This is a genomic window from Mycobacterium heidelbergense (assembly GCF_010730745.1).
In the GTDB taxonomy this organism is placed as follows: Bacteria; Actinomycetota; Actinomycetes; order Mycobacteriales; family Mycobacteriaceae; genus Mycobacterium; species Mycobacterium heidelbergense.
In genome coordinates this window covers 1,977,921-2,002,125 of sequence record NZ_AP022615.1, presented here as the reverse complement: position 1 = coordinate 2,002,125, position 24,205 = coordinate 1,977,921, and the positions used below count along the sequence as shown (strand labels likewise).

23 protein-coding genes are annotated in these 24,205 nt (G+C 68.6%); 12 read left to right on the top strand and 11 right to left on the bottom strand.

The genetic code is table 11. The features are described 5' to 3' along the window. Positions 1-4: 4 nt before the first annotated feature. Both G6N25_RS09430 and G6N25_RS09425 read right to left on the bottom strand, forming a co-directional pair. Positions 5-1,459 (bottom strand): aldehyde dehydrogenase family protein, encoded by a 1,455-nt coding sequence (locus tag G6N25_RS09430; protein ID WP_083072999.1) that lies wholly within the window; start codon positions 1,457-1,459, stop codon positions 5-7. A 79-nt stretch (positions 1,460-1,538) separates the two neighbouring features. After that, a complete protein-coding gene (locus G6N25_RS09425) occupies positions 1,539-2,516 on the bottom strand; it encodes a LacI family DNA-binding transcriptional regulator (protein ID WP_083072998.1) in 978 nt (325 codons plus the stop codon). Positions 2,517-2,880: 364 nt separating this feature from the next. Between G6N25_RS09425 and G6N25_RS09420 the strand changes: the two genes are divergently transcribed. The 6 genes from G6N25_RS09420 to G6N25_RS09395 are packed head-to-tail and all read left to right on the top strand — an operon-like array spanning position 2,881 to position 9,176. Next, complete coding sequence (locus G6N25_RS09420; protein ID WP_083072997.1) at positions 2,881-4,233, top strand: amidohydrolase family protein; 1,353 nt, start codon at positions 2,881-2,883, stop codon at positions 4,231-4,233. 2 nt (positions 4,234-4,235) lie between these two features. After that, on the top strand, positions 4,236-6,572 hold the full coding sequence (locus G6N25_RS09415; RefSeq protein WP_083072996.1) for a CaiB/BaiF CoA-transferase family protein: 2,337 nt from the start codon (positions 4,236-4,238) through the stop codon (positions 6,570-6,572). 1 nt (position 6,573) lies between these two features. Beyond that, positions 6,574-6,912: a hypothetical protein gene (locus G6N25_RS09410; protein WP_083072995.1), complete on the top strand. Its 339-nt coding sequence runs from the start codon at positions 6,574-6,576 to the stop codon at positions 6,910-6,912. 30 nt (positions 6,913-6,942) lie between these two features. Beyond that, on the top strand, positions 6,943-8,097 hold the full coding sequence (locus G6N25_RS09405) for a thiolase family protein (protein WP_083072994.1): 1,155 nt from the start codon (positions 6,943-6,945) through the stop codon (positions 8,095-8,097). Beyond that, entirely contained in the window at positions 8,094-8,516 is a 423-nt protein-coding gene (locus tag G6N25_RS09400) for a Zn-ribbon domain-containing OB-fold protein (RefSeq protein ID WP_083072993.1), read from the top strand. The genes G6N25_RS09405 and G6N25_RS09400 overlap by 4 nt, the downstream gene beginning before the upstream one ends. A gap of 6 nt (positions 8,517-8,522) precedes the next feature. Further along, positions 8,523-9,176, top strand: a complete 654-nt coding sequence (locus G6N25_RS09395; RefSeq protein ID WP_083072992.1) for a PadR family transcriptional regulator — start codon at positions 8,523-8,525, stop codon at positions 9,174-9,176. A 28-nt stretch (positions 9,177-9,204) separates the two neighbouring features. Here the strand turns inward: G6N25_RS09395 and G6N25_RS09390 are convergent, their stop codons facing one another. Together G6N25_RS09390 and G6N25_RS09385 are read right to left on the bottom strand one after the other, a co-directional pair. After that, positions 9,205-9,966, bottom strand: a complete 762-nt coding sequence (locus tag G6N25_RS09390) for an SDR family NAD(P)-dependent oxidoreductase (RefSeq protein ID WP_083072991.1) — start codon at positions 9,964-9,966, stop codon at positions 9,205-9,207. A 34-nt stretch (positions 9,967-10,000) separates the two neighbouring features. Next, entirely contained in the window at positions 10,001-10,831 is an 831-nt protein-coding gene (locus tag G6N25_RS09385; protein ID WP_083072990.1) for an alpha/beta fold hydrolase, read from the bottom strand. Between the two features lie 66 nt (positions 10,832-10,897). On the opposite strand from G6N25_RS09385, the gene G6N25_RS09380 reads away from it, so the two are divergent. Then, entirely contained in the window at positions 10,898-11,506 is a 609-nt protein-coding gene (locus G6N25_RS09380) for a TetR/AcrR family transcriptional regulator (protein WP_083072989.1), read from the top strand. 58 nt (positions 11,507-11,564) lie between these two features. Here G6N25_RS09380 and G6N25_RS09375 read toward each other — a convergent pair whose 3' ends face one another. After that, positions 11,565-12,506 carry an alpha/beta hydrolase family esterase gene (locus G6N25_RS09375; protein ID WP_083072988.1) on the bottom strand — a complete coding sequence of 314 codons (942 nt, stop codon included), beginning with the start codon at positions 12,504-12,506 and terminating at the stop codon, positions 11,565-11,567. 76 nt (positions 12,507-12,582) lie between these two features. Here G6N25_RS09375 and G6N25_RS09370 point away from each other — a divergent pair, with 76 nt between their 5' ends. Further along, positions 12,583-13,041 (top strand): MarR family winged helix-turn-helix transcriptional regulator, encoded by a 459-nt coding sequence (locus G6N25_RS09370; protein ID WP_083072987.1) that lies wholly within the window; start codon positions 12,583-12,585, stop codon positions 13,039-13,041. 40 nt (positions 13,042-13,081) lie between these two features. Here the strand turns inward: G6N25_RS09370 and G6N25_RS09365 are convergent, their stop codons facing one another. From G6N25_RS09365 to G6N25_RS09355, 3 genes are all read right to left on the bottom strand, one after another. Beyond that, the gene (locus tag G6N25_RS09365) at positions 13,082-13,891 is read right to left on the bottom strand and encodes a polysaccharide deacetylase family protein (protein ID WP_083073098.1); all 810 of its coding nucleotides are present in this window, start codon (positions 13,889-13,891) and stop codon (positions 13,082-13,084) included. A 250-nt stretch (positions 13,892-14,141) separates the two neighbouring features. Continuing rightward, entirely contained in the window at positions 14,142-15,533 is a 1,392-nt protein-coding gene (locus G6N25_RS09360; RefSeq protein ID WP_142272511.1) for an alpha/beta hydrolase, read from the bottom strand. A 178-nt stretch (positions 15,534-15,711) separates the two neighbouring features. Continuing rightward, on the bottom strand, positions 15,712-16,533 hold the full coding sequence (locus G6N25_RS09355; RefSeq protein ID WP_083072986.1) for a mycofactocin-coupled SDR family oxidoreductase: 822 nt from the start codon (positions 16,531-16,533) through the stop codon (positions 15,712-15,714). 113 nt (positions 16,534-16,646) lie between these two features. Here G6N25_RS09355 and G6N25_RS09350 point away from each other — a divergent pair, with 113 nt between their 5' ends. Further along, the gene (locus G6N25_RS09350; protein ID WP_083072985.1) at positions 16,647-17,120 is read left to right on the top strand and encodes an SRPBCC family protein; all 474 of its coding nucleotides are present in this window, start codon (positions 16,647-16,649) and stop codon (positions 17,118-17,120) included. Here G6N25_RS09350 and G6N25_RS09345 read toward each other — a convergent pair. Both G6N25_RS09345 and G6N25_RS09340 read right to left on the bottom strand, forming a co-directional pair. Next, positions 17,115-17,669 carry a pyridoxamine 5'-phosphate oxidase family protein gene (locus G6N25_RS09345; RefSeq protein WP_083072984.1) on the bottom strand — a complete coding sequence of 185 codons (555 nt, stop codon included), beginning with the start codon at positions 17,667-17,669 and terminating at the stop codon, positions 17,115-17,117. The genes G6N25_RS09350 and G6N25_RS09345 overlap by 6 nt on opposite strands. Before the next feature lie 154 nt (positions 17,670-17,823). Further along, positions 17,824-18,528, bottom strand: coding sequence for a TetR/AcrR family transcriptional regulator (locus tag G6N25_RS09340; RefSeq protein ID WP_232065735.1), 705 nt, complete (start codon positions 18,526-18,528; stop codon positions 17,824-17,826). 73 nt (positions 18,529-18,601) lie between these two features. Between G6N25_RS09340 and G6N25_RS09335 the strand changes: the two genes are divergently transcribed. From G6N25_RS09335 to G6N25_RS09325, 3 genes are all read left to right on the top strand, one after another. Further along, positions 18,602-19,225 (top strand): TetR/AcrR family transcriptional regulator, encoded by a 624-nt coding sequence (locus G6N25_RS09335; RefSeq protein ID WP_083072983.1) that lies wholly within the window; start codon positions 18,602-18,604, stop codon positions 19,223-19,225. Positions 19,226-19,334: 109 nt separating this feature from the next. Then, complete coding sequence (locus G6N25_RS09330; protein ID WP_083072982.1) at positions 19,335-21,119, top strand: flavin-containing monooxygenase; 1,785 nt, start codon at positions 19,335-19,337, stop codon at positions 21,117-21,119. After that, a complete protein-coding gene (locus G6N25_RS09325) occupies positions 21,116-22,696 on the top strand; it encodes a flavin-containing monooxygenase (protein ID WP_083072981.1) in 1,581 nt (526 codons plus the stop codon). Before G6N25_RS09330 ends, G6N25_RS09325 begins: the two co-directional genes overlap by 4 nt. On the opposite strand, the gene G6N25_RS09320 is transcribed toward G6N25_RS09325, so the two are convergent. Continuing rightward, positions 22,636-24,036, bottom strand: a complete 1,401-nt coding sequence (locus G6N25_RS09320) for a DUF2252 domain-containing protein (protein WP_083072980.1) — start codon at positions 24,034-24,036, stop codon at positions 22,636-22,638. The genes G6N25_RS09325 and G6N25_RS09320 overlap by 61 nt on opposite strands. Positions 24,037-24,205 lie beyond the last annotated feature (169 nt).

Sequence of the window (24,205 nt, the reverse complement as noted above, 5' to 3'; positions counted from 1 at the left end):
GCAACTATAGTTGCGCCCAAACGATTTTCGTCTGCAGGTAGGTCTCGAGTCCCGCCTTGCCGGACTCGTAGCCCCAGCCGGACTGCTTATAGCCGCCGAAGGGCATGGAGTGATCGAACTGCATCTGGCAGTTCAGGCCTACGGTTCCGGCCTTCAGCCGCTTGGCAATTCGGTGTGCGCGACCAAGGTCGCGAGTCCAGGCCGTCGCGGCCAGCCCGTAGGTGCTGTCGTTGGCCAGGGCGACGGCCTCGTCCTCGTCGTCGAACGGGATGACCGCGACCACGGGCCCGAAGATCTCCTCCTGGAACAGCCTGCTGGTGGGGGCGACATTGGTGAGCACGGTCGGGCGCACGAAGTAACCCTTGCGGTCCAGCCGGTGCCCGCCGGTGACGACCTCGACGCCGTCGGTCTTGCCCTGGTCGAGGTAGCCCAGGACGCGGGTGAGCTGCTTCTGGCTGATCAGCGGGCCGATCAGGCTGCCATCGTCCTTGGGGCCGCCCTGCGGCAGCCCGTTCGCGACGTTCGCCAGTTGCTCCACGAACTGCTCGTAGATGCCACGCTGGACGAAGATGCGCGACCCGCACACACACGCCTGACCGGAGTGGATGAAGGTGCCGAACGCCGCCATCGGGACGGCCTTCGACAGGTCGGCGTCGTCGAAGACGACGACCGGCGATTTGCCGCCGAGTTCCAGCGTGACCTTCTTCAGGTTGCTCGCGCCGGCCGCGTGCACGATTTCCCTGCCGACTTCGGTGGATCCGGTGAAGGCGACCTTCTCGACGTCGGGGTGCGCGGTGATCGCGGCCCCCGCGGTGTGCCCGTAGCCCAACAGCAGGTTGGCCACCCCCTCGGGCACCCCGGCCTCGTGCAGGATGTCGTCCAACACCAGCGCCGACAGCGGGGTCTCCTCGGCCGGCTTGACGACGCTGCTGCAGCCCGCCGCCAGCGCCGGCGCAAGCTTGCAACAGAAATTGAAAACCGGCCCGTTCCAGGGAAATATCAGCCCCACCACGCCGTAGGGCTCTTTGAGGGTGTAGGCGTGCTGATGGGAGTCGATGCCCGTGAGACCGCCGGTGTGCACGTCGGCCGCGATGCCCTCGATCTTGGTGCACCAGCCGGCGTAGTAGCGGAAGAACTCGGAGCCGACGGTCACGGTGCCCTGCGCCTGCAGCGGGGTCATGCCCGCGTTCAGCGATTCGAGCTCGGCCAGCACCTCGGCGTTCCGGTCGATCAGCTCGCCGACCCGCCACAACACCTTCGCCCGCTCGCTGGGCGGCAAATCCCGCCAGACACCCGACTCGAAGGACGCCTTCGCCCGCGCCACCGCGTCGTTGACCGCTTCCGGCCCGCAATCCTTGAACTCGGTGACCTGCTCCTCGGTGGCGGGATCGACGACGGCGATCACCTCACCGGTGCCGGGTCGCTCACGGATTTCGTCCAGCACAGCCTGCACCGACACGGGTATCCCTCCTCGCCTCATTGCACGGATCGTCACGCCGAGGTTATGCGCGTAACCACCGGATGTCCAGGGCGCGAGGTCAGGTCGAAGAGCGCACGATGAGCCGGGAAATGTCGGTCACCTCACCCGGCGGTGGGGTTGGGAGTCCCAATCGTTCGAAGACGGCGGTGACCGCGGCGTCGGCGACCGCGCGCGGGTCGAACTGCACCGTGGTCAACGGTGGCGTGCTCACCACCCCCATCGGGCCGGCGTCGACCCCGATCACGGCGAGGTCGTGCGGACAGCGCAGCCGCGCCTGATGAATGCCGTACAGGACGAGGCAGGCGATCTCGTCGCTTTGTGCGCACACGGCGGTCACGCCGTCGTGCACCCAGCCGGTCACCACGTCCGCGGCGTTGTCGGTCGTGATCTCGCCGACGCGGACGGGCGGAAGGTCACGCAGTCGCGCCGCGCGCGCGACGCCTTCGAACCAATAGTCGCCCAGCGGGCGCCATTTGGCGATTCCGGTGTAGGCGAACGCGATCCGCCGGTGACCGCGCGAGACGAGGTGTTCGACTCGCATCTCACCGACCGAGAGGTGCGGATCCCCAAGTGCGGGAAGGGCGCCGATCTCGATGTGCGGTATGCCCGCCGCCCGGACGGCGCCGAGGGCGGCCTCGCTGAGCGGGAACAGGCTCGTGACCGCGATCGGGTCGAGATTCTCGACCGCGTCGACGACGTGCTGATCGTCCTCGGTCTCGAAGATCTGCACCTGAAGCAAACCCTGCCGCGCGAGTTCCGTGGTCATTCGACTGCCGGCTTGCATGGGCATCTCGCCCACCGCCACATGCGGCACCACGTAGAGAACCACGCCGCTCTTGCCGCGGGCGAGGTTGCGCGCGGCAAGGTTGGGCCGATAACCCAGCAGCTCCGCGGCGCGGTAGACCGCCTCCCGGGTCGGCGCGGAGATTCTGCGGCCCTCGGCGTTGTTCAGCACGTAGCTGACCGTCGCGGTCGACACGCTGGCCAATCGGGCCACGTCGACGGTGGTGGGCCGCACAGCTTTATTCGTGCTCATGCGTCACCTTCCGGGCCCGGGCATGCCTCATGGTGGCACGCGATCATGCCGGCGGCGCGCGATGCCGCCATCCCGCGGGCCGGTCGCGCGCGTCCGGTACGGCCGGTCACCCGCCAAACATATGAACTAATAGTCCGCATCGACGAAGCCCGTATGGCTTGACGGGCGTCGTTTCCCGTTCCCGACGTTGCCGCCCGCGGTTGGGCCACCCATACCGTTTTCCTTTGTCAAAGCGGGCCTTAACGGCCGGAAGCGGATCATCACGACGAACGGCCGCGTCGGGAGCGGGCGCGGACCGGACCGTTGACACTGTGACTGACGTCATTGTCTACTAGTCATCATCTCGGCACGCTAGGGGTGCGGCATGAACAAGGACGACCTGATCCTGATCAGCGTGGACGATCACATCGCCGAGCCGGCCGACATGTTCGACGCGCACGTCCCCGCCAGGTACAAGGACCTCGCGCCCCGGGTGGTCGTCGAGCCCGACGGCATCCAGCAGTGGTACTACGGCGAGGTCCGCGGGCGGAACATGGGCCTGAACGCCGTCGCCGGCAAGCCCCGCGAGATGTACAACATCGACGCCTCGCGCTACGACGAGATGCGGCCGGGCTGCTTCAACGTCGACGAGCGGGTCCGCGACATGAACGCCGGCGGCCAGCTGGCGGGGTTGAACTTCCCGAACTTCACCGGCTTCTCGGGCCAGGTCCTCAACCAGGGCCCCGACCGCGATGTCAACCTGGTGATGATCAAGGCCTACAACGACTGGCACGTCGACGAATGGTGTGCGGCGTACCCGGGACGGTTCATCCCCTGCGGCATCCTGCCCCTGTTCGACGTCGCCGAGGCGGCCAAGGAGGTCAAGCGACTGGCGGACAAGGGTTGTCACGCGGTGACGTTCTCGGAGAACCCGGAGGCGCTGCAAATGCCCAGCATCCACACCAGGTACTGGTATCCGCTGTTCGAGGCCGCCTGCGAGAACAACACGGTGCTGTGCACCCACGTCGGCTCGGCGTCGCGCTCGCCGCAGGTGTCGAGCGACGCCCCGCCCAGCGTGCAGATGACGGCGTCGTCGATGATGAGCATGTTCACCTTCACCGAGCTGATCTGGGCCGAGTTCTGGGCCGACTTCCCGCAACTGAAGTTCTCCCTCACCGAGGGCGACGTCGGCTGGATGCCGTATTTCCTGTGGCGCGCCGAGCACGTCTACAACCGGCACTCGGGCTGGACGCTCGCGACGTTCCCGCCGGGCTACGGCGGCCCCGGCGACGTGTTCAGGCGGCACTTCTACACCTGCTTCATCAGCGACAAGGTCGGCGTGCGCAACATGGATTGGTTCAACGAGGACATGCTGTGCTGGGAGTCCGACTTTCCGCACTCCGACAGCAACTGGCCGTTCGCGCCGGAAGACATCATGGCGACCATGGGCCACCTCGACGATGCGGTCATCGACAAGATCACCCACGAAAACGCCATGGCCGCATACTCATTCGACCCGTTCCGGTACATCCCCAAGGAGCACGCCCGGGCCGGCCACCTGCGCGCGCAGGCCACGGACGTGGACGTGGTCACCCACGTCGGTCGCCAAGCCAGCCAGCGTGACCGCGACGCGTGGACGCGGATGACACAGTTCGCCCTGCAGGCACAGGTGACCGCGGAGGTTCCCGATATTTCCGGGCGATCCGCCCGGTTGCGCGCCACCACGCTGGGCAATTGAGCGTGGCAGCCCGGGCGCCGTTCGCGGACTGGCGCGTGCTGGAGCTCTCGAACGGGATCGCGGCGTCATACTGCGGCAAGATGTTCGCCGACGCGGGCGCCGACGTCGTGAAAATAGAGTCTCTACAAGGCGATTCGATGCGGCGCTGGTCGGCCGGCGGGCCGCCGGGGGCGCTGTTCGGCTACCTGGCGGCCGGCAAGAGGTCCGTCGTCGCCGTCCCACACGAGGCCGCGGCGCTGCTGGCCAACGCCGACGTCGTGTTCACCGACCTCACCGACGGCTGGACGCTCGACGACATCACGGCCCACACGGGCCCGACGGCGGTGATCGTGGCCGTGACGCCGTTCGGGACGACGGGACCCTACGTCGACGACCAGGTGATCGCCAACGAGTTCATCCTGCAGGCGTTGTGCGGCTCGATCGCCGGCCGCGGCTGGCCGGGCGACGAACCGGTGCAGGCGGGGGGCCGGCTCGGCGACTGGCTGGCGGGTTCGTTCGCCGCCGCGGTCGGGGCCGCCGCGGCCCGGCACGCCGCCCGGGGCGGGCGCGGCGAAATCGTCGACGTCTCGACCTACGAGGCGATGGCGATCGCGATGGGCGGCCTGTCCGCCATGTCGGCCAGCGTCTTGGGTGCGGATTCCCTTCTGCACCAACGCAGCCTGGAGCTGCCGTCGATCGTTCTTACGGCCGACGGCATGGTGGGCTTCTGCACCATCACCGCGCAGCAGTTCCAGGACTTCCTCGTCATGATCGATCGTGCCGATCTGGTCGACGACGCCGACCTGGCGTCGTTCGCCGGTCGAGCCGAGCGCCGCGACGAGTTCCTCGGCATGGTCACACGGTGGACGGAAACCCGGACCACGCAAGAGATCGTCGACCTCGCGGTGGCGTTTCGCATCCCGGTGGCCCCCATCGGCGCTCCCGCCATGCTGCCGAAGGTCGACCACTTCGTGCAACGGGGCGTGTTCGTCGAATCGGGGCTCGGCGCGCTGCAGCCGCGGGTGCCGTATCGCAGCGACGCCATCACCACGCGCCCACCCGGCCGGCCTCCGCTGCTGGGCGCCGACAACGGCCGCGTGCACTGGCCGCCGCGACCCGGCCGGCCGCGGGTTGCCGACGCCGATGCACTTCCGCTGTCCGACATCCGGATAACCGACTTCACCGCGTTTTGGGCGGGCCCGGTGGCCACCCAATTCCTCGGCGCCCTCGGCGCCGACGTGATCAAACTCGAGGGCGTTCGCCGCCCCGACGGCATGAGGTTCTCCGCGGGCCGCCCACCCGACTGGGACCAGTGGTGGGAGTGGGGCCCAGTCTTCTTGTGCAGCAACAACAACAAACGCGGCATCAGCATCGAACTCAGCGCGGAAGCCGGGCGGGCCACCGCGCTGGAACTCATTGCCGCAAGCGATCTGGTGATCGAGAACTTCTCGCCCAGGGTGATGGCGAACTTCGGGCTGCAATGGGACGCCGTGAGCGCGGCCAACCCGCGCGCCGTCATGGTCCGGATGCCGGCGTTTGGCCTGGACGGCCCGTGGCGCGACCGGGTCGGCTTCGCGCAGACGATGGAGCAGGCGACGGGGATGGCATGGATGACGGGACATGCCGACGGCCCACCGGTGATTCCGCGCGGTGTGTGCGATCCGATAGCGGGGCTGCACGCCGCGTTCGCGGCCATCGCGGCGCTGGTGATCCGCGATCGGGACGGGACCGGCATGCACGTCGAGTCCACGATGGTGGAGTCGGCGCTGAACGTGGCCGCCGAAATGCTGGTTGAGTACTCGCGCAACGGGATCCAGATGCGCCGGCAGGGAAATCGCGGCCCCGGCGCGACCCCGCAGGGCGTGTACCGCTGCCGGGGCGACGATGAATGGGTCGCGCTCGCCGCGCTCGACGGCGCCGCGCGCGCATCGTTGGCGGTGCTCATCGGCCGGCCCGAACTCGGATCCGATGAGTCCGGGTGGCGGGAGCGGGCCGACGAAATCGACAAGCTGATCTCGGATTGGACCGCGCGCCGCGCCGCGCACGAAACGGTCGGCACGCTGCGCGCCGCCGGGGTATCCGCGGCCCGCGTCACCGCGGCGGCAGAGCTGTTGAGCGATCCACAGCTGCTCGCGCGCGGCTTCTGGGAAACGGTCGACCATCCCGCCGCGGGTTCCTTCCTGTGCACCGGGATGCCCTTCGTGTTCGTCGGGAAGCCGAGGCGCTGGGTTCGCCGGGCGCCGCCGTTGTACGGCCAGCACACCGGCGAAGTCCTCACGGGCATCCTGGGGCGCGGCCAGCAGGACCTGGCGGAATTGCGCGCCCTGGGGGTCACCAGCGCCCGGCCGGCGGGACTGTGACATGGCGGTCACGCTGTGCGTGCCGCCGCGCGCCGGCGAGCTGTGTGCCCCGGTCCGCTTCCTGGTGCGCGAGGACTCCGCGGTGATGGAACTGACCGCCCGGCACCGGATCACCAGCGTCGAGTGGGACCGGAGCGAACGCGCGGTGGCGATGGTCGTCGAGATCACCGACCCGCAGACGGCAAGGCCGATCGACGTGCGAATCGACGTGGTTGACGCGGGCGCGGCGTCCGCTGTGTGCACGGCGGCGCGGGCCACGACGATCGGAACCATCAAGCGGGACGGGCGGGATTACGACGTCGTCGGCACCTACCTCGGTGTCGTGTCGGACGAAAACTGAAGTTCCGCAAGCGATGAGAACGGAGCAAGGGTGACGAAGCCCACCGCGGCGATCGTCGGGGTACACAACACCCGGCAGGGACGCCGACTGGACGGGGAAACCTCGCGGGGCCTGGCGCTGCAGGCCATCCAGGGCGCGCTTGCCGACGCCGGCCTGAGCCTCGACGACGTGGACGGCGTGAGCGCGGGGGCGCTGTCCACGACATTGATCTACGACCTGCGCCTCGGCCCCGCCTGGCAGGGGCTGGGCTTCGGTGTCGGCATGATCACCGAGGCGGCCACCGCAATCGAGCACGGCATGGCCGACGTCGTGGTGCTGGTCGCGGCCCAGGCGGGCGAATACCGCGACCACGAGGCCACGGCGCCGTGGACCAGGCCCGAAAACGAATTCGTCGCGCCCTGGGGCATGTTCACCACCGCCGAGTTCGCGCTCATCGCCCGGCGCCACATGCACGTCTACGGCACGACGCGCGAACAACTGTCGATGGTGGCGGCGACCATCCGCAACAACGGATCGCGAAACCCCGAAGCCGTTTACTACCAACGCGGGCCGTTCACGCCGGATGACATCACCGCGTCGCGGCCCATCGCCGATCCGTTTCACCTCCTCGACTGCGCCACCACGTCCGAAGGGGGGTGCGCGCTGGTCGTGGCCAACGTCGACAAGCTGGACGTCGCAAGCCAACCGGTCTACGTGTTGGGCAGCGGCGCGGACTTCCACGGCCCGTCCTATCAGCACCCGCCCGCCTGGGATCTCGCCGGCCGCCGCGGCGATCACGTGAACGGGGTGGTCGGCAGGCGCGCGGCCGACCGCGCGTTCACCCACGCCGGGCTGCGCCGTGACGACGTGGACGTGCTGGAACTCTACGACCCGTTCTCCTTCGAAATCATCCGGCAGCTCGAGGCTTTCGGATTCTGCGCCGAGGGCGAGGGCGGACCCTTCGTCGCCGACGGCCACATCGCCATCGACGGCAGCCATCCGATCACCACCGACGGAGGAACGATGTCCTTCAGCCACGCCGGATCCAATCCGCAAATGATGCAGCGGGCCATCCGAGCCGTCCAGCAGCTGCGCGGCCAGGCCGGCGGTTTACAGGTGCCCGACGCGCATATCGCCTTGTGCAGCAACGGGGGAGCGGGGGCCCTGTTCACCACGGTGCTGATCCTCGGGGACGAACCGCTGTGACTCCCGGCCCCCTGCGACCTCAGACCGGTCCCGTGCCGCACGCCAGCAGCCAACTCAGCCTTCCGTTCTGGGAGGGATGTCGATCGGGGGAGTTGCGCTACCAGCGCTGCGAGGCCTGCGGCCTGCCGAATTTTCCACCGACCGAGCGCTGCCGCCAATGCCTTTCGGCCGAGTTGCGGTGGAAGCAGAGCGGTGGCACCGGCCAGATATACAGCTGGACGGTCGTGCACCGGCCGGTGACGGCGGAGTTCGAACCGCCCTACGCGCCGGCGATCGTCACGCTGGACGAGGGCTACCAGATGCTGACCAACGTCATCGGCGTGGCCCCGCACGAGCTCGCGATCGGCATGCGCGTGCGAGTGCAATTCCATGTCGTCGGCCCAGACCTGACCCTGCCGTACTTCACCGGCCAGGAATAAGCGGCCATGAGCCCCGCGCGCACCAGCAACGGCCTGCCGGTCACCGCCTACCTCGTGCTGGGTGTGCTGGCGGCCAACGACGAGCGACTCACCGCCGGCGAGATCAAGACGCGCGCCGAACTGTCGGTCGGCCATTTCTATTGGTCGCCATCGGTCAGTCACGTACGCCGCGAGCTCAACCGGTTGTTGGCGCGGGGGATGGTCAGCGAGATCGGCGCCCAATCCGGCAAGCGCGCCATCACGCTGTATGAGACCACGGATTCGGGGCTCGACACGCTGCGCCGGTGGGTCGCGCACTTTCCCGGCCAGGATCGGGTCGTCATCAAGCACCCCGTCATCCTCAAGACCTGGCTTGCCGGCGGCCAGGATCCGGAACGCGTGGTCGATACGCTGGACCGGCATCTCGAGGCGACCCGGGCCCGGCTGGACGAGGCGCTGTGGTCGCGGCAGCGTTCCCGTGACCTCGGCATCATCGACGATCCGGATCAGCGCTTCTCGTTCGCGGTCCTCGACTACGCCATCCGCGGCTTGTATGCGGAGATCTCCAACATCGCCCAGCTGCGTGACGAGATCGCCAGGGGCACAACCCGAGACCCCGTCACGCGGGTGCGGCGGGCGAAGGGGCAGATCCGCCGGCGGGCGCCCAGGGACCCGAGTTAGGCCGGCAGGCGGTGCCGCGCGGCCGCGCTTAGCCGCCCACCATGATCAGCCCGCCGTCCACCGCCAGCAGCTGCCCGGTGATGAAGCCCGAACCGGAGCCGGCCAGGAAGACCAGTATCGGCCCGACATCTCGCGCGGGGTCTCCCAGCGCCCCGCCGAGCGGAATCATCGCCTTCATCTGCTGGTCGATGAGGGCGCCGGCCTGCGGGCCGAGGAAACTACGCAATCGGTCGGCGCCCGGCGTCTGCACCGCCGGCGCCAAGGCGTTGACGGTGACATTGTCGGCGGCCCACGCGCGGGCGGCCGATCGTGTCCAGGCCTGCACCGCGCCCTTGGTCGCGGCGTAGACGGCCGAGATCGGGCTGCCCATAACGGCTTCGGAGGATCCGAAGTTGATGATCCGGCCGCCTTTGGGGTCCTGGTCCTTCATCACGGCGTACGCGGCCTGGTTGGTGAGGATGGTCGCTTTGACGTTGGTGTCCAACAGGAACGAGATTTCGTCGGCACCGATGTAGCCCGGTATCCCGGCCTGCCAGAGGCCCGCGGCGTTCACCAAGACGTCGAGTCCACCCAGACGCTCCGCGGCCTGCCGCACCATTGCCGAAACGGCGTCGGCGTCGCGCACATCGCACCGCAGCCAGGTGGCCGCGAGGTGTTCCGGCGGTGGACTCTCGCGGTAGGTGGCGGCGACCCCGGCGCCCGCCGCGGTAAGGACCCCGACGGCGGCCGCGCCGATACCCGTGGCTCCGCCGGTCACCAGGATCCGTCGGCCTTGCAGCGCGTTTTCCATGTCCGCGAGCGTAACGTCACGGCGAATCCCACCCTCAGGCGTGCACCGCGATCGTCGACACCAGGTCGGCGAGCCGGTCGGGCTGGTCCACCATCGAGAACGTCCGCGCCCCGGCTATTACCTCGAGGCGGGCGTTCGGGATGGTCGCGGCCAGCCGTTCGCCGTCTCCCAGCTCGAAGAACGTGTCGTCGGCCGACCAGGCGATGAGCGCGGGCTTGTCGAACTCGGGCAGCCGGGCGGCGACCCCGGTGGTGACCTCGGTGCGCAGGGACAGGGTGAACTGGCGCAGGTCTTCGGCGACCGCCGGGTCGGACAGCGCCGGGCGCACCCAGGCCTCCGTGAGGGCGTCGATGTTGCGGTGCGCCAGCCCGTCGAAGGCGCGCCTGCGCGCCGCCGGCGCCCGCATGGCCCGGATCGCGGTTCGGAACAGCGTCTTCGACTTTGCCGCCATGATCACCGGCTTGAGGATCGGCGGCGGGAAGTGTTCGAAGGCATCGCAACTCGTGAGCACCAGCGCGCCCAGCCGCTCTGGGTGGTGCACCGCGACGAGTTGCGTGACGACCCCGCCGGTGTCGTTGCCGACCAGCACCACGTCGTCGAGGTCGAGGGCGGAAAGGACGTCCGCGACGATGCCGGCGACGCCGGTGATCGTTCGATCGGCGCCCGGGCGCAACGGCTGCGGGTGCGCACCCAGCGGCCAGGTGGGGGCGATGCAGCGCAGGCCGAGATCGGCGAGCCGCTCGCCGACTTGGCGCCACAGCTGGCCGCCCATCATGTACCCGTGCACGAACACGACCGGTCTGCCGTCCTCGGGTCCGGTTGCTTCGTAATGGATGGTTCCGGCATTAGTGTCGATCGTCGACATAGCTAGCTCCCACTTCGAGATACACTTACAAACAGGCTGTCTGTTCGTAAGTTACCAACAGGCTGTATGGAAATCAAGAGACGGACTCAGGAGGAGCGCTCCGCGGCGACCCGCGATGCGCTGATCTCGGCTGCCCGCAAGCTGTGGGGCCTGCGCGGCTACGCGGAGGTGGGAACGCCGGAGATCGCGATGGCCGCGGGCGTCACCCGGGGCGCGATGTACCACCAATTCGCGGACAAGGCGGCGCTTTTCGGCGAGGTCGTCGAGGCCGTGGAGCAGGATGTGATGGCCCGGATGGCCACCCTGGTCGCCGAGTCCGGGGCGACGACGCCGGCGGACGCGATCCGCGCCGCGGTCGACGCCTGGCTCGAGGTCTCCGGCGATCCGGAGGTGCGTCAGCTGGTCTTGCTGGATGCGCCGAGCGTGCTCGGCTGGGCCGCGTTCCGGGATGTCGCCCAGCGGTACAGCCTGGGCATGACCGAACAGCTGCTCGCCGAGGCGATCGGGGCGGGCCAGCTGGCCCGCCAGCCGGTGCGGCCGCTGGCCCACGTGCTGATCGGCGCGCTCGACGAGGCGGCAATGGCCATCGCCACCGCCGACGATCCGAAACGCGCCCGCCGGGAGACCGGGGAGGTGCTGCGCCGGCTCATCGATGCGATGCTCGACGACCGTTGATCGTCACGGGCCCCGACGTGGTGAGTGAAACGCGTTGCGGCCCTCCCCGTTTGTCGTGTCAGCGGTGGCTCGTGGCGAAGAATTGCCAGATGGTGTCGGTCGCGTTGAGCGCCGTCGACGGAGCGGGTATCCCCGCGAACTCCGCGATCGGGCTGGGCTCGCCGCCGGGCCATTGATGGCCGGCACCGGCCACCGAGATCAACTCCACGGTGCGCCCGTCGGCGCATCCGGCCGCCTGAGTGGTCACGTCTCCGGCGGTGGTGGAGTTCGGCGGTCCGCATGCGTCGATGGATCGCCAGGTGGCGTTGACCGACTCCACCGAAGGGCCGTCGACGCGCGGATTCCCGTTGACCGCGAAGGCCTTTCCGGGTCCGCCCTGGTAGGGGACCCTGTCGTCGGCGGTGCCGTGGATCTGCAGCACCGACGTCGGCCGCGCCCGCGAGCAGTCGGTCAGGAGCGTGCCCGCCACGGGCGCGATCGCGGCGAAGGCGTCGGCCTGGCATCCCAGCCGGAGGGCCATCATGGCCCCGTTCGACATGCCGGTGGCATACACGCGCGCTCTATCGAGGGGGATCCCTTGCCCGATGGCGTCGACCATGGCGGTGATGAATCCGACGTCGTCGACGTTGTCGCGCTGCGGTTGGCCGCAGCACGCCCCGGCGTTCCAGGCGCGGTTGAGGCCGTCGGGGTAGGCGACCAGGAAATGCCCGTTGTCCGCTTCGCTGTCCCAGTGATAGGAGCGCTCCGCCTGCGCGCCGCTGCCAAACCCGCCGTGCAGCATCACCACCAACGGCACCGCGTCGGTCAATCCCTGGGGACGGTACAGGTGAAAGGTCCTGCCGACCCCGCCCCACTCGAGGGTTTGGGTGGACTGCCCGACCGGGATCGATTGCGGCCCGGGCGTTCCCGTCGCGTGCCCGCCGCCAAGGCACCCGCCGAGCGCGGCAACCAGAATCGGAAGAAAACAAATGCCGACCACCCGAGCGCATCGAGATCGCATGGGCCCATCGTTGCACCGCCTCCCGCATTTGACAAGCTGCTTGTCAAATGCGCCGTGGATGGCACACTGATTGCCCATGCGACGTCGTGCAGATGCCGAGTGGCGGCCCACCGTCCCGGCGTTGGTGAACCTGGTCGCCGCGTCGGGCGCGCCGCGCTTGAGAGCGGCTTTCGCGGCGGCGGGTCTCGACGGGATTCGCCCGGCGCAGGCGGTTGCGCTGGTGCCGCTGGCGGCCGGCGGGCTCCATGCATCGGATCTGGCCGACCGACTGAGGGTGAGTCGGCAGGCGGTGGCTCAGGCGGTAGCCGCACTGGAAAGGCATGGCTATGTCACGCGCGTGCCCGACCCCGCCGACGCCCGCGCGCGAACGATCGAGCTGACGCCCCGCGGTCGGCAGGCGCTACGCGTAATGCGTTCCAACGCCGTCGATGTGGAGAAGCGGTGGGAACGCGTCCTGGGACGGCAGCGATTGGGCGAGCTACGCGAGGCCTTGCAGGCGTTGCTTGCCAGTGAAACCGGCGCGGCGGGCGATTGACGTCAAGGCCGTGGAGATACGCCGGCCCGATTCTCCACCGCTACGGGGTCTTGAGGAACACGTCGTTGAGGGTGACGGTGCGCAGGTTGCGGTCGCGGATGAACTCGACCAGTTGCGGATAGACGTGCGTGACGGGCAGGTGATTGAGGTGCCCGATCACGATGGCCTGGGGGGTGAAGTACTCGTCGGCCATCTTCACGATGTAGTCCTCGGTGATCAACGTGGAGTCCGACAACGAACCCGACCACAGGGTCGGGACGGTGTAGCCGAGGTCGGCGGCCACGGCGTCAACGGTGGCGTTGCGCTTCGCATACGGCGGCCGCCAGTACGGTTTCGCGCCGACGCCGTAGGTCTTCTTCAGGAATTCGTCGTTGTGGGTGATCTGTTGGGCGATCTGGTCTTTCGAGAGGGTGGTCAAATCGGGGTGTGACCAGGTGTGGTTGCCCAGCTGGATCTGTCCGGAGTCGACCAGCGGTCGAAGCATCGCCTGGTTTTCGGTCCAGGACTTATAAATCCCGTTGACGAAAAATGTCAGCCGCGCCCCGGTGTCCTTGGCGAATTGCGTGTAGGCGCGCACCACTTCGCTGTTGACGCCGTCATCGACGGTCAGCGCGAGCAAATCGCCTTCGCCGGGGATCTTGGTCAGCGCGCCTCCGCCCGGCAGCGGGATGCGGGCGCTCAGCGGCGGTGGCGGCAACAGGGCCGACGGCGCGGGCGGGCCGGACGTCGCCACATGGGCCGCGGGCGCCTGGGCGAACGTCCGGGGTTGCGGGTCGACCACCAGGCGCGCCGCACCCACGCCGGCAACGGTGGCCGCGGCGAGCGCGCCGAGAAAGCGACGCCGGCTCAGCTCTGACGCGGCGCCGCCCCGACCGGAAGCGCCGACGAAACGAGAGTCGACAAATCCGCCGCGATCCCTCGCGGGCCGCCTGCGGTGTGACGTCGGCACGCGCGACCCGGTACCCGGGACACCCGTGTTGCCAAACTGCGCCGCCACAGCAGCGAACCGTACCATTGCTGATTTCGCTATGTAGGGTTCGTTACAGGAGGGTCAGCTGTGAATTCAGCCTCGAAAAGGTAACGGTCCGACGTAGCTGGGGTCAATGCGGCGCCCCGCCGCCGCGTTGAGGCAACGGGACGGGCTCGACGCCGGGGGTTCCCAGCGTCGCGGCCAGCCATGGCAGTGACGCGGCAAACGCCTGGGCGGCGAACGGCCAGTCATGCCTGCCCGGTTGCGTGACCACCGCGCAGGTGATCCCGTTGGCGGTGGCCACGGCGCACAGGGTGTTGGCGGCGGCGTCCTGGCCTTCCGGGTTGGCGGCGGGGTCGGCGCTGGGAGTAGCGAGGGTGGGAGTGGCTTCCTGGGCGACGTTGTGCGGACCGGACGAGGCGGGTACGTCGAACCAGCCCGACACCCCGGTGTAGTGGCCATGGCGATTCATGACGGTGACCGGGTCGAAAGCGGTCCAGCCGGTGGGGTTGCCGCCGAACAACCGGGCGATGGTCTGCTCTTTTGGACCGACATTGGGGCGAACGTCGCCGGCGATGTCCACGAACGCGCTGAACATGTCCGGATGCATGACGGTCAGGCTGACGGCGCAGGTGCCGCCCATCGACCATCCGGCGATGCCCCAGTTGGCTCGGTCGGCGCTCACCCCGAAGTTTGAGACGACGAACGGCACGACCTCTTTCGTCAGGTGATCGGCGGCGTTGCCGCGGCTTCCGTTGACACATTCGGTGTCGTTGTCGAACGCGCCGGTGGCGTCGACGAACACCAGCGCCGGCGCGAAGCCCTGATGATGGGCGGCGAAATTGTCGACGGTGTCGAAAGCGCCGCCGGCGCGGAGCCAGTCCGCGGGGGTGTTAAACGCCGAGCTGATCATCATCACCGCTGGCAGCCGGGGTGGCGGGTTGCTGCTGAACCAGGCCGGGGGCAGGTACACCAATTCCGGCCGATGGGGAAAGTGCGACGCGTTGGCGTTGATGTTCACCGGTACCACCACGCCCTTGGTCGGCTTGGTCCCCGCGACCTGCATTTCGGTGACGCGCAGGCGATCGATCTGGTCGGGTAGGGGCCCCGACGTCAGCTGACTCCACGCGGCGAGCACCGTGGGGAAGTAGCCCACCCAGCCGTTCAACGCCAGGGCCGCGCACAACGCGCACAGCGGCACCGAAAGCACCGCCAGGCCGCGCCGCCACCAACGGGCACCCGGCCATCCGAGCAAAAGCACCGCGGCCGTCAGTCCGCTCATCGCGATCCATAGCCACAACGACGCTGGTGCGGGGTCCCCGGCCACGCCCAACGACGTGATGTACCAGTGCGACAGCGCCGTCACCGCCGCCGCGCCGACCAGCGCCACCGGGAGCGCCCAGCCACGCCAACGCCGCCTGCGCCAGCCGATCGCGCTGAGCGCCACGAGCAGCGCGAGGGCCTGCACCACTGGTGGCAACCAGCCATGCAGCAAGGAGAGCTGTCCGACAAAGTGAGGCAACGATCGTGACCTTCGCTAAATCCGTTCGCTCCGCGAGGCTGACGTCTGGCTGACTTATTGAACACCCCACCGGTCGAGGCGCTGGAACGCGGTAGGCCGGATCAACTATCCCACAGGATCGTCACGCATCGCGCTTGCGAAGGAGCGCGGTCGCAAACCGTTGCCGGCGGCGGTGGGATCAGACGTAGCCCACGCCGATATCGACGGAAACCTGGGTGGCGGTAACCAATCTGGATTGGTCGGACGCCAGCCAGGCGACGGCGTCGGCGATGTCCTCGGGCTGGGCGATGCCCTCGGGTAGCAGCGGTTGGTGCATGCCCCGCAGGTGGGGGTAGCTGTCGGCGGCCGCGTGCAGCGCTTCCCGCATCCGGCCGGTGCCCATCGGGGTGGCGACCGCGCCCGGGTTCAGGCTGTTGACGCGGATGTTGTGCCGGCCGAGTTCCGCGGCGAACGCGCGAGCCATGCCGACGACGGCGTGTTTGCTCGCCGTGTAGTGGACCATGAATGACTGCATCCTGATGCCGGCGGCGGATCCGATGAGGATGATCGATCCGCCCCGGCCGCCGTCGATGATGTGAGGAGCGCCGGCCATCACGGTGTTCCAGGTGCCGACCACGTTGGTGTCGATCGTGTCGCGAAACGCCTGCGGGGTGATTTGATCCCAGGGCGCCGGGCTGCAGATCCCGGCGTTGGCGACGATGATGTCGAGGCGGCCCAGTTCGCCCACCGCGCGGTCGACGGCGGCCGTGAGCGCGTCAAGCTCGCGGATGTCGACGGCCTGCATGACGGCCTTTCTGCCGTTGGCGTTGACGAGTCGTGCCGTCTCGGCCAGGTCGCCGGGTGTCGGGGAGTCGTAGGGAACGCTGGGCGGCAGCGGGCCGGCGATGTCAACCGCGATGATGTCGGCGCCTTCGGCGCTGAGCCGTACCGCGTGCGCCCGGCCCTGCCCTCGCGCGGCGCCGGTGATCAACGCCACCTTCCCCGAGATTGATTGGTTCATCGGTTCCTGAAATTCCTTTCTCGCCAACCTCGATCAACGCCTGGATCCCGGCCACCTGCTGTCACTTCGGCGAAGCGTAGCGTCGACCTCGCCGGCAACAGGAGGGAGACGTCGTGACTGTGACCGTTGTTGACGCCGGGCCGCGACAGGTGAGCCGGTCGGTCGACGTGGCCGCACCGGCCGCGGAGCTGTACGCGCTGGCCGCCGATCCCCGGCGGCACCACGAGCTGGACGGGTCGGGCACCGTCCGCGACAACATCAGGATGCCGGCGAAACTGGCTGTCGGGTCCAAGTTTTCGACGAACATGAAGATGTTGGGCGTGCCCTACCGCATCACGAGCACGGTGACGGCGTTGAAACCGAACGAAGTGGTCGAATGGCGCCATCCGGTGGGCCACCGCTGGCGGTGGGAATTCGAGTCGCTGTCACCGACACTGACGCGGGTCACGGAGACGTTCGATTACCGCGACGCCGGCGCGATCAAAAACACGTTGAAGTACTACGAACGGATGGGCTTCCGGAAGGCCAACGCGGCGGGCATCGAGGCGACGCTGATCAAACTGCGTGACCGCCACGCCCGGTCATGACGGATCGTCCGCGTCCCACGCGACCACGCCGGAAACCCAATGGGAGAGTCGCTCGACCTGGTCGTTGCGGTGCAGGTGGCGCGGCGGTGTCGCGTAGCTGGCGTAGGGCCGGCAGCGGATGACCACGCGGTTCTCGCGCTCGGACATCGCTTGAATGTGGGGCCGCGCCTCCTCGCCGAGCGGTTGGCCGGACATGCGGCCGGCGACCGCCATCATGACGTCGACCGCGAGGTCGCGGTCGACGTCGAGCGTCGCGTCGGCGTAGACCTGCAGGTAGGCGAAGGGCCACCGCTCGTCGAGGACGCACAGGCTGACCTTGCCGTCGCGCTGGACGACGCGGGCTTTGCCACGGCCGGCCATGGTGGACACCAGCAGTTCGTCGGTGTCGGTGGGGATGTAGTAGACCACCGACATGGCCGGGCCGTCGTTGCGCCGTCGGTAACCGAACACGCAGGTGCGATGCGTGCGGACGAACTCGCGGCGCTCGGAGGGAAGCATGTCGCGATCGGTCGCAGGGGTATAGGGCTCGGGGGCCAGGGGAAGCAGCATGGCGAGACGTCCTTGCTATCAGGGGGATTGACCCGGTCGTAATTATCGCCGACGATCTCCCCGTTCCGCTGGAGGAGGAGTTCGCATCCGGGTTGCGGCCCATCGTCGCCGGCCTCGAGCGGTTGCGCGATGAACGCGCTCGCCACGGTGACGGCTAATCCGCCGTCGCCGTGGACGGTGGGCGACTCGCTTGCGGCGCGAAAAGGGTGCCCCGGATCAATTCCTTGGCCGAGCCCAGCGTGGCCGCGTAGGCCGCCGGTGCCAGGTTGGCCGCCTGTTCCGTCAGGCCGCGCGTCAATGCGTAGATTGCGTTGACGGCGGCGCGCGGGTTGGTGTCGGGTGGCAGCGCTCCCCGCGACCGGGCGTCCTCGACGATGTCAGTTATTATGTCGCGCAACGCTATTAGTCCTGGGTACCGCGGCCTGCCGTCGCGCAGGTGCGCGGCGCTTTCGGCGCGCATCGCGCGATCGAACGCGGCCAGGTAGGGATAATCGCGCATCAATTGGGCCGACTCGTCCAACACCGCCTCAAGGCGATCGGCGACGTCATGGGCTCGCGCCGCGGCGGACCGCAGCCGCGGCGACGCGATCTCGTCGATTTCGCCGACGGTCGCTTTGAGCAACTCGGACTTGTTCGGAAAGTAGTGATACAGGCTGCCGCTGGTCATGTCGGCGGCCTTGGCGATCTCGCGGATGGTCGCCCGCGAATACCCCACTTCCGCCACGCAGCGCATGGCCGCGGTGAGGATTCGGGCGCGGGTCTGCTCACCGGTGGCGCCCGCCGGGCGGCCCAATTGAGACGGCGCGGCGTTCACGGCGCGCCATGCCCGCGGCCGGTCGCTGGTCGACGCGCCGCCCACGTCCGCGCCGCAAGCCAGAAGTAATTGATCATCCGATTATATTCGACGACAGGACGCACCAGTGAGGACAACGATGGGAAGGTCGCAGCTAGGCCGCCCGGTCGGCGCCAGCGGCGAGGAGACCCGCCAGCGGATCGTCGCCGCCACCATGCGCTGCGTCGCCACGGTGGGGTACTCGCGGGCGACCATCCGCGAGATCGCCCGCACGGCGAAGGTGACCAGCGCCAGCCTGTACAACTATTTTCCGAACAAGTCGGAGCTGATCAAGGCGGCGGTCGCGGCCAGAACCGAGGTGGCGTTGCCGCGGCTGCGCCGGGCCGCCGGCGGCCCCGGCGATGTCATCGACCGAATCGAAGCGGTGCTCGACGAATCGGGCCAATTGATGCGCGAATACCCCGACCTCGCCGCTTTCGAGTGGGCGATCCGGGCCGAAAGCGCGGTCGCCTTTGATGACCCCGCGGGATTCACGGCGTTCCGCGACATCATCGAGGGCATCGTCGGGAGCGCTGACGGGGGCGCTGTTGAGGCCGTCTACTCACTGATCTACGGCCTGACCGAGCTGGGCGCCTCGCTGCCGCCGGAGGAATACCACGCGGCGCTGGACTCGGCGAAGAAGCTGATCAGGGGGACGCTGTTGGGATCTGCAGCCGCCGAGACTGCGCTCAGCGCGCCGGTCGGGCCAAAATCGGCGCGCTGAGCGCAGTCTCGGGGCCCTCGCCGCGGGCTCGGCGCCGACAAGGCGGCGCGCCCTTGATATGATCAAGCGATTGATTATATAGTCGGGTCACGAACAGGGAGTCGATGCCGTGACCGAGACCGTTGGCGCGACGTTCGACGTCGAGGCGCTGCGACGGAAATACGCCGAAGAGCGCGCGCTGCGATTGCGGCCCGACGGCATCGCGCAGTACGTGGAGATCGCGGGTGCTTTCGCCCGGTTCGCCGACGACCCCTGGGTGGACGGGGCGTTCGCCCGCGAGCCCCTCACCGATCAGGTCGACGTGGCGATCATCGGCGCCGGTTTCGGCGGGTTGTTGACGGGCGCGCGGCTCCGCCAACTCGGGGTCGACAGCGTCCGGTTGATCGACCGGGCGGCCGACGTGGGTGGCACCTGGTACTGGAACCGGTATCCGGGGATCGCCTGCGACGTCGAATCCTATGTGTATATGCCGCTGTTGGAGGAGCTCGGTTACGTCCCCACCGAAAAATACGCCCAGGGGGCCGAGATCTTCGCGCACTGCCGGGCCATCGCCGAGCACTACGACCTGTACCGCGACGCGTGCCTGCAGACCGATGTCCACGAGATCCGTTGGGAGGCCGAAAGTTCCCGCTGGATCATCCGGACAAACCGGGGTGACGAGATGCGGGCCAGGTTCGTCTCCATGGCCAACGGGTATCAAGCGAAGCCCAAGCTGCCCGGCATCCCCGGGATCGGCACCTTCCGGGGAAAGACGTTTCACACCAGCCGGTGGGACTATGGCTACACCGGCGAGAAGCTGGAGAACCTGGCCGGTCAGCGCGTCGGCATCATCGGCACGGGCGCGACCGCGGTGCAGTGCGTGCCGCACCTGGCCGCGGCGGCGAGGCACCTCTACGTCTTCCAGCGCACGCCATCGTCGGTGGACGTGCGGGACAACCGGCCCACGGATCCGCAGTGGGTCAACGCATTACGGCCGGGCTGGCAGCGCGAGCGCATAGAGAACTTCCAGATCCTCACCGCCGGTGGGCGGGCCGAGGAGGATCTCGTCGCCGATGCCTGGACGAGCATCACCCGCAAGCTTCCGGTCATGCGTCACGACACCACCGATTCACCGGCTCGCGACGTCGAACTCGCCGACTTCGCCAAGATGGAGGAGATCCGGGCCCGGGTCGACGAGATCGTCGCCGACCGCGCCACCGCGGAGGCGCTCAAACCCTGGTACGGCTACTTCTGCAAGCGGCCCTGCTTCCACGACGCGTATCTGCAGACGTTCAACCGCGACAACGTCACGCTGGTCGACACCCGCGGTCGCGGAGTGGAGCGCATCACCGAGACCGGCGCGGTCGTCGACGGGGTGGCCCACGAGCTGGACTGCCTCATCTTCGCAACCGGTTTCGAGGTCGGCACCGACTACTGTCGGCGGACCGGGTTCGAGCTGATCGGCCGCGACGGCGTCACGCTGACCGACCGGTGGCGCGACGGTGTGCGCACGTTCCAGGGCCTGTGCACCAACGGTTTTCCGAACTGCTTCATCGAAAGCATCGCCCAGGCGGGGCTCACGGTCAATTTCCCCTACCTGCTGGACGTGCAGGCGAGCCACGCCGCGTGGATCATTGCGCGTGCACTTGAGCAAGGCGTCACCGAAGTCGAGGCGTCACCTGGAGCCGAAGCCGCGTGGGTGGACACGGTGGTGGCGCGGTCGGCCGCCACCGCCGCGCGCGCGAAGACCTGCACCCCCGGCTACTACAACCGGGAGGGGAAGGCGGACGCCAGGACCCGGCAGGGCAGCTTCTTCTTCGGTACCCCAACCGAATACGCCGACATCTTGGCGGCATGGCGGGCACAGGGGGACCTCGAGGGGCTCGAGGTCCGCGGTGCGGGGACCGGGCCGTGACGAGCCGACGGGCCCGTCGGCGCTATGCGGTCGGTCGGCTGCGGGCGGCGACGCGACGCCGACGCTCCCCGAGGGTGGCGATCATCGGCGCGGGCTTCGGCGGTCTCGGCGCGGCGGTGGCGCTGCGCCGCGCCGGCATCGACGACCTGGTGATCATCGAGGGCGGTGACGGCGTCGGGGGCACCTGGCGGCGCAACACCTATCCCGGCGCCGCGTGCGATATCCAAAGCCATCTGTATTCATTTTCGTTCGCGCCCAACAAGTCCTGGAGCCGCACCTACGCTCGGCAGCCCGAGATCCTGGCCTACCTCGAATCGGTGGCCGACGATTTCGATCTGCGCCGCCACCTCATGCTCAACACCCGCGTGCGCTCGGTCCGCTGGAACGCGGACACCTGGAGCTGGGACTGCCAGCTGGACGGCGCCGGGACCCCAGCCACCCTGACCGCCGACGTCATCGTCTGCGCCGCCGGACTGTTCGGATCGCCGAGGCTGCCCGACATCGAGGGCCTCGCCGACTTCGGCGGCCCGCTCATGCACACCGCGCAGTGGGATCACGGCATCGGGCTGGCGGGCAAGAAGGTGGCGGTGATCGGCACCGGCGCCAGCGGGGTGCAGGTGGTTCCCGAATTGGCGAGGGTCGCCGAACGCGTGACCGTGTTCCAGCGAACCCCGCCGTGGATGGTGCCCAAGGACGACCGACCCTACAGCGCAACCGAATTGGTGCGGTTTCGGCGCGATCCCCTGGCGGCGCGCCGCACCCGTTGGCAGATCTGGAAATTCCAGCACGACAACACGGCGACCTTCGCCGACGACCCTGTGGTGGCCGCGCGCACGCACATCGCGACGTCGTTTCTGGAGCGCACCGTGGCCGACGAGTGGCTGCGCCGCGCGCTGACGCCGGACTACCCGTTCCGCTGCAAGCGCGTGCTGCTGGGCGACGAGTATTACCGGGCGCTGCAGGAAGCCAACGTCGAGCTGGTCACCGACCCCATCGCGCGGATTGCCGAGACGTCGGTGATCACCGCGACCGGCAAGGCGGTCCACGCCGACGCGATCGTGCTGGCCACCGGGTTCGAGACGTCGCGCTACCTGTCGGGCATCGACGTCATCGGCATCGGGGGGCAACGGCTGCACGAGCGCTGGGGAGACGACCCGAGCGCCTACCTGGGCGTGGCCGTCGGCGGCTTCCCGAACTTCTTCATGCTCTACGGCCCCAACACCAACCAGGGCGGCAACTCGATCGTCTACATCCTCGAGGCCGGCGCGCGGCTGGTGGCCAGCGCGACGAGTCGGGTGGCGCGCCGGGGCGGATACGTCGACGTGCGCCCGGAAGCCGAAAAGCGTTACAACGACCAGCTTTCCGCGGACCTCGAGCGCACCGTCTGGACCCAGTGCGACAGCTACTTCCGCTCGCCCACCGGCCGCATCGTGACCCAATGGCCCTACACCGAGCTGGACTACGCCCGCCGCACCTGGCGGCTGCGGCCCAGGGAGTGGCTGCACCGCACCGGCCGCTATCGGGCGGGGTCGTCGGCCACCTCGATGTCGCCGGCCGCGGCCGCCGCCCGCAGTTGATGAAAGTCGTCGAGCGACTTGTCGGCGTACGCGTACGACCATTCGGCGACCGCGTCGTGCACGGTGTCGTTGGTGCCGACGTATCCCCGCAGCATCGACGCGTTCGCGCTCTGCGAGTGCGCCCGCGCCAGCAGCACCGCACAGGCAACGACGTATTCGCGGAACGTGGAGGCGGACATGCCTTCGGTGTCGACGGTGCCCTTCATGTCGTGGAACTGACGGACGTAGTAGTCGCGCCCGTCCTTGCGTGTCGTCCCGAGGAACACGTCCGACATCGCCTGCAGGATGCGCTGGCCGTCGGTGACGCGCACGCCCTGGCCGTTGGCCTGGATGGCCGCGGTCAGCGTGTCCGGTTGGGGCCAACCGCCGTATTCGTCGAGCACCGACCGGGTGGCCTCCTTGATCTGCAGGATCAGCGGCGTGCCGTCGGGGCCCACCAGAATGACCAGGTAGCACCGGGTGCCGACGCTGCCCACGCCGACCACCCGCAGCGCGACGTCCGTGATGCGAAAGTGCGACAGCAGCAGCGCGACGTCGGCCGGGACCGCGGCCAGATACTCCTGAACCGACTCCACCAACGGCGCTTCGGTGGCCTCGTCAACGTGCTGCAGCACCGGGGGCGATTCCCGCAGGCGCGGGGTTCCGTCGGGCCCAATCTCCGTGATCTGCTTGAAGACTCGCGCCGACGTGCGGGTGCGCGCCCGGGAGGTCGTCTTCCGGATCACCGCCTGCAGGCCCTTGGACACGTTGCCCGCGTAGCGCTCCGGTTCCACCCGCAGGTAGTAGCGGGTCAGAACGTCCATCTCCTCGAGCATCGCCTCCAGGCTGGTCTGGTAGCCCGCCAGGGCCTCTTCGACGCAACGGCGGACGGCCTTGGCGGAATGGCCGCCATGGCGGCCCCCGATGATCGCGCTGGTGATCAGGCGCTTGACGTCCCACTCCGCGGGCGCCACGGCGGCTTCGTCAAAATCGTTCAGGTCAAAGACGATTGACCGGTGTGGGGCGGCGTACAGGCCGAAGTTCGACACGTGCGCGTCGCCGCAGCACATGACCTCGATCCCGCTCGTCGGGCTGGCGGCCAGGTCGGCGGCCATGACCGCCGCCGAGCCTCGGTAGAACGAGAAGGGGTCGGCGAGCATCCGGGCGAACCGCAACGGGACGAGTTCGGGTAGCCGGCCGGCATTTTGAGCGACGAGAATTTCCGTCGCCGTTCGCCCCGACGGGGTCAATCGGGCGAGGGAGCGCCTGGGGACGGTCTTTCGCAGCGCCCGCCCGCGCGCCTCGTCCTCGCCCGGAACTTCGAGTTCGATGAGGCGGTCACGCAACACGCGTTGCGGCATCTGCTCAGCATAGGTATGGCCGGCCGCTTTCCACTTAGTTTCAGGCTGATTCTCAAGAGCCGTTTACGGGCGCACCCGAACGCGCCCAGCACGCCGACCTCTACTACCTCGTCTGAGGCCTAACGGTTTGCCCGCGCTGCGGGTCGTGTCGCCCCGGCCGGCGCGCGGT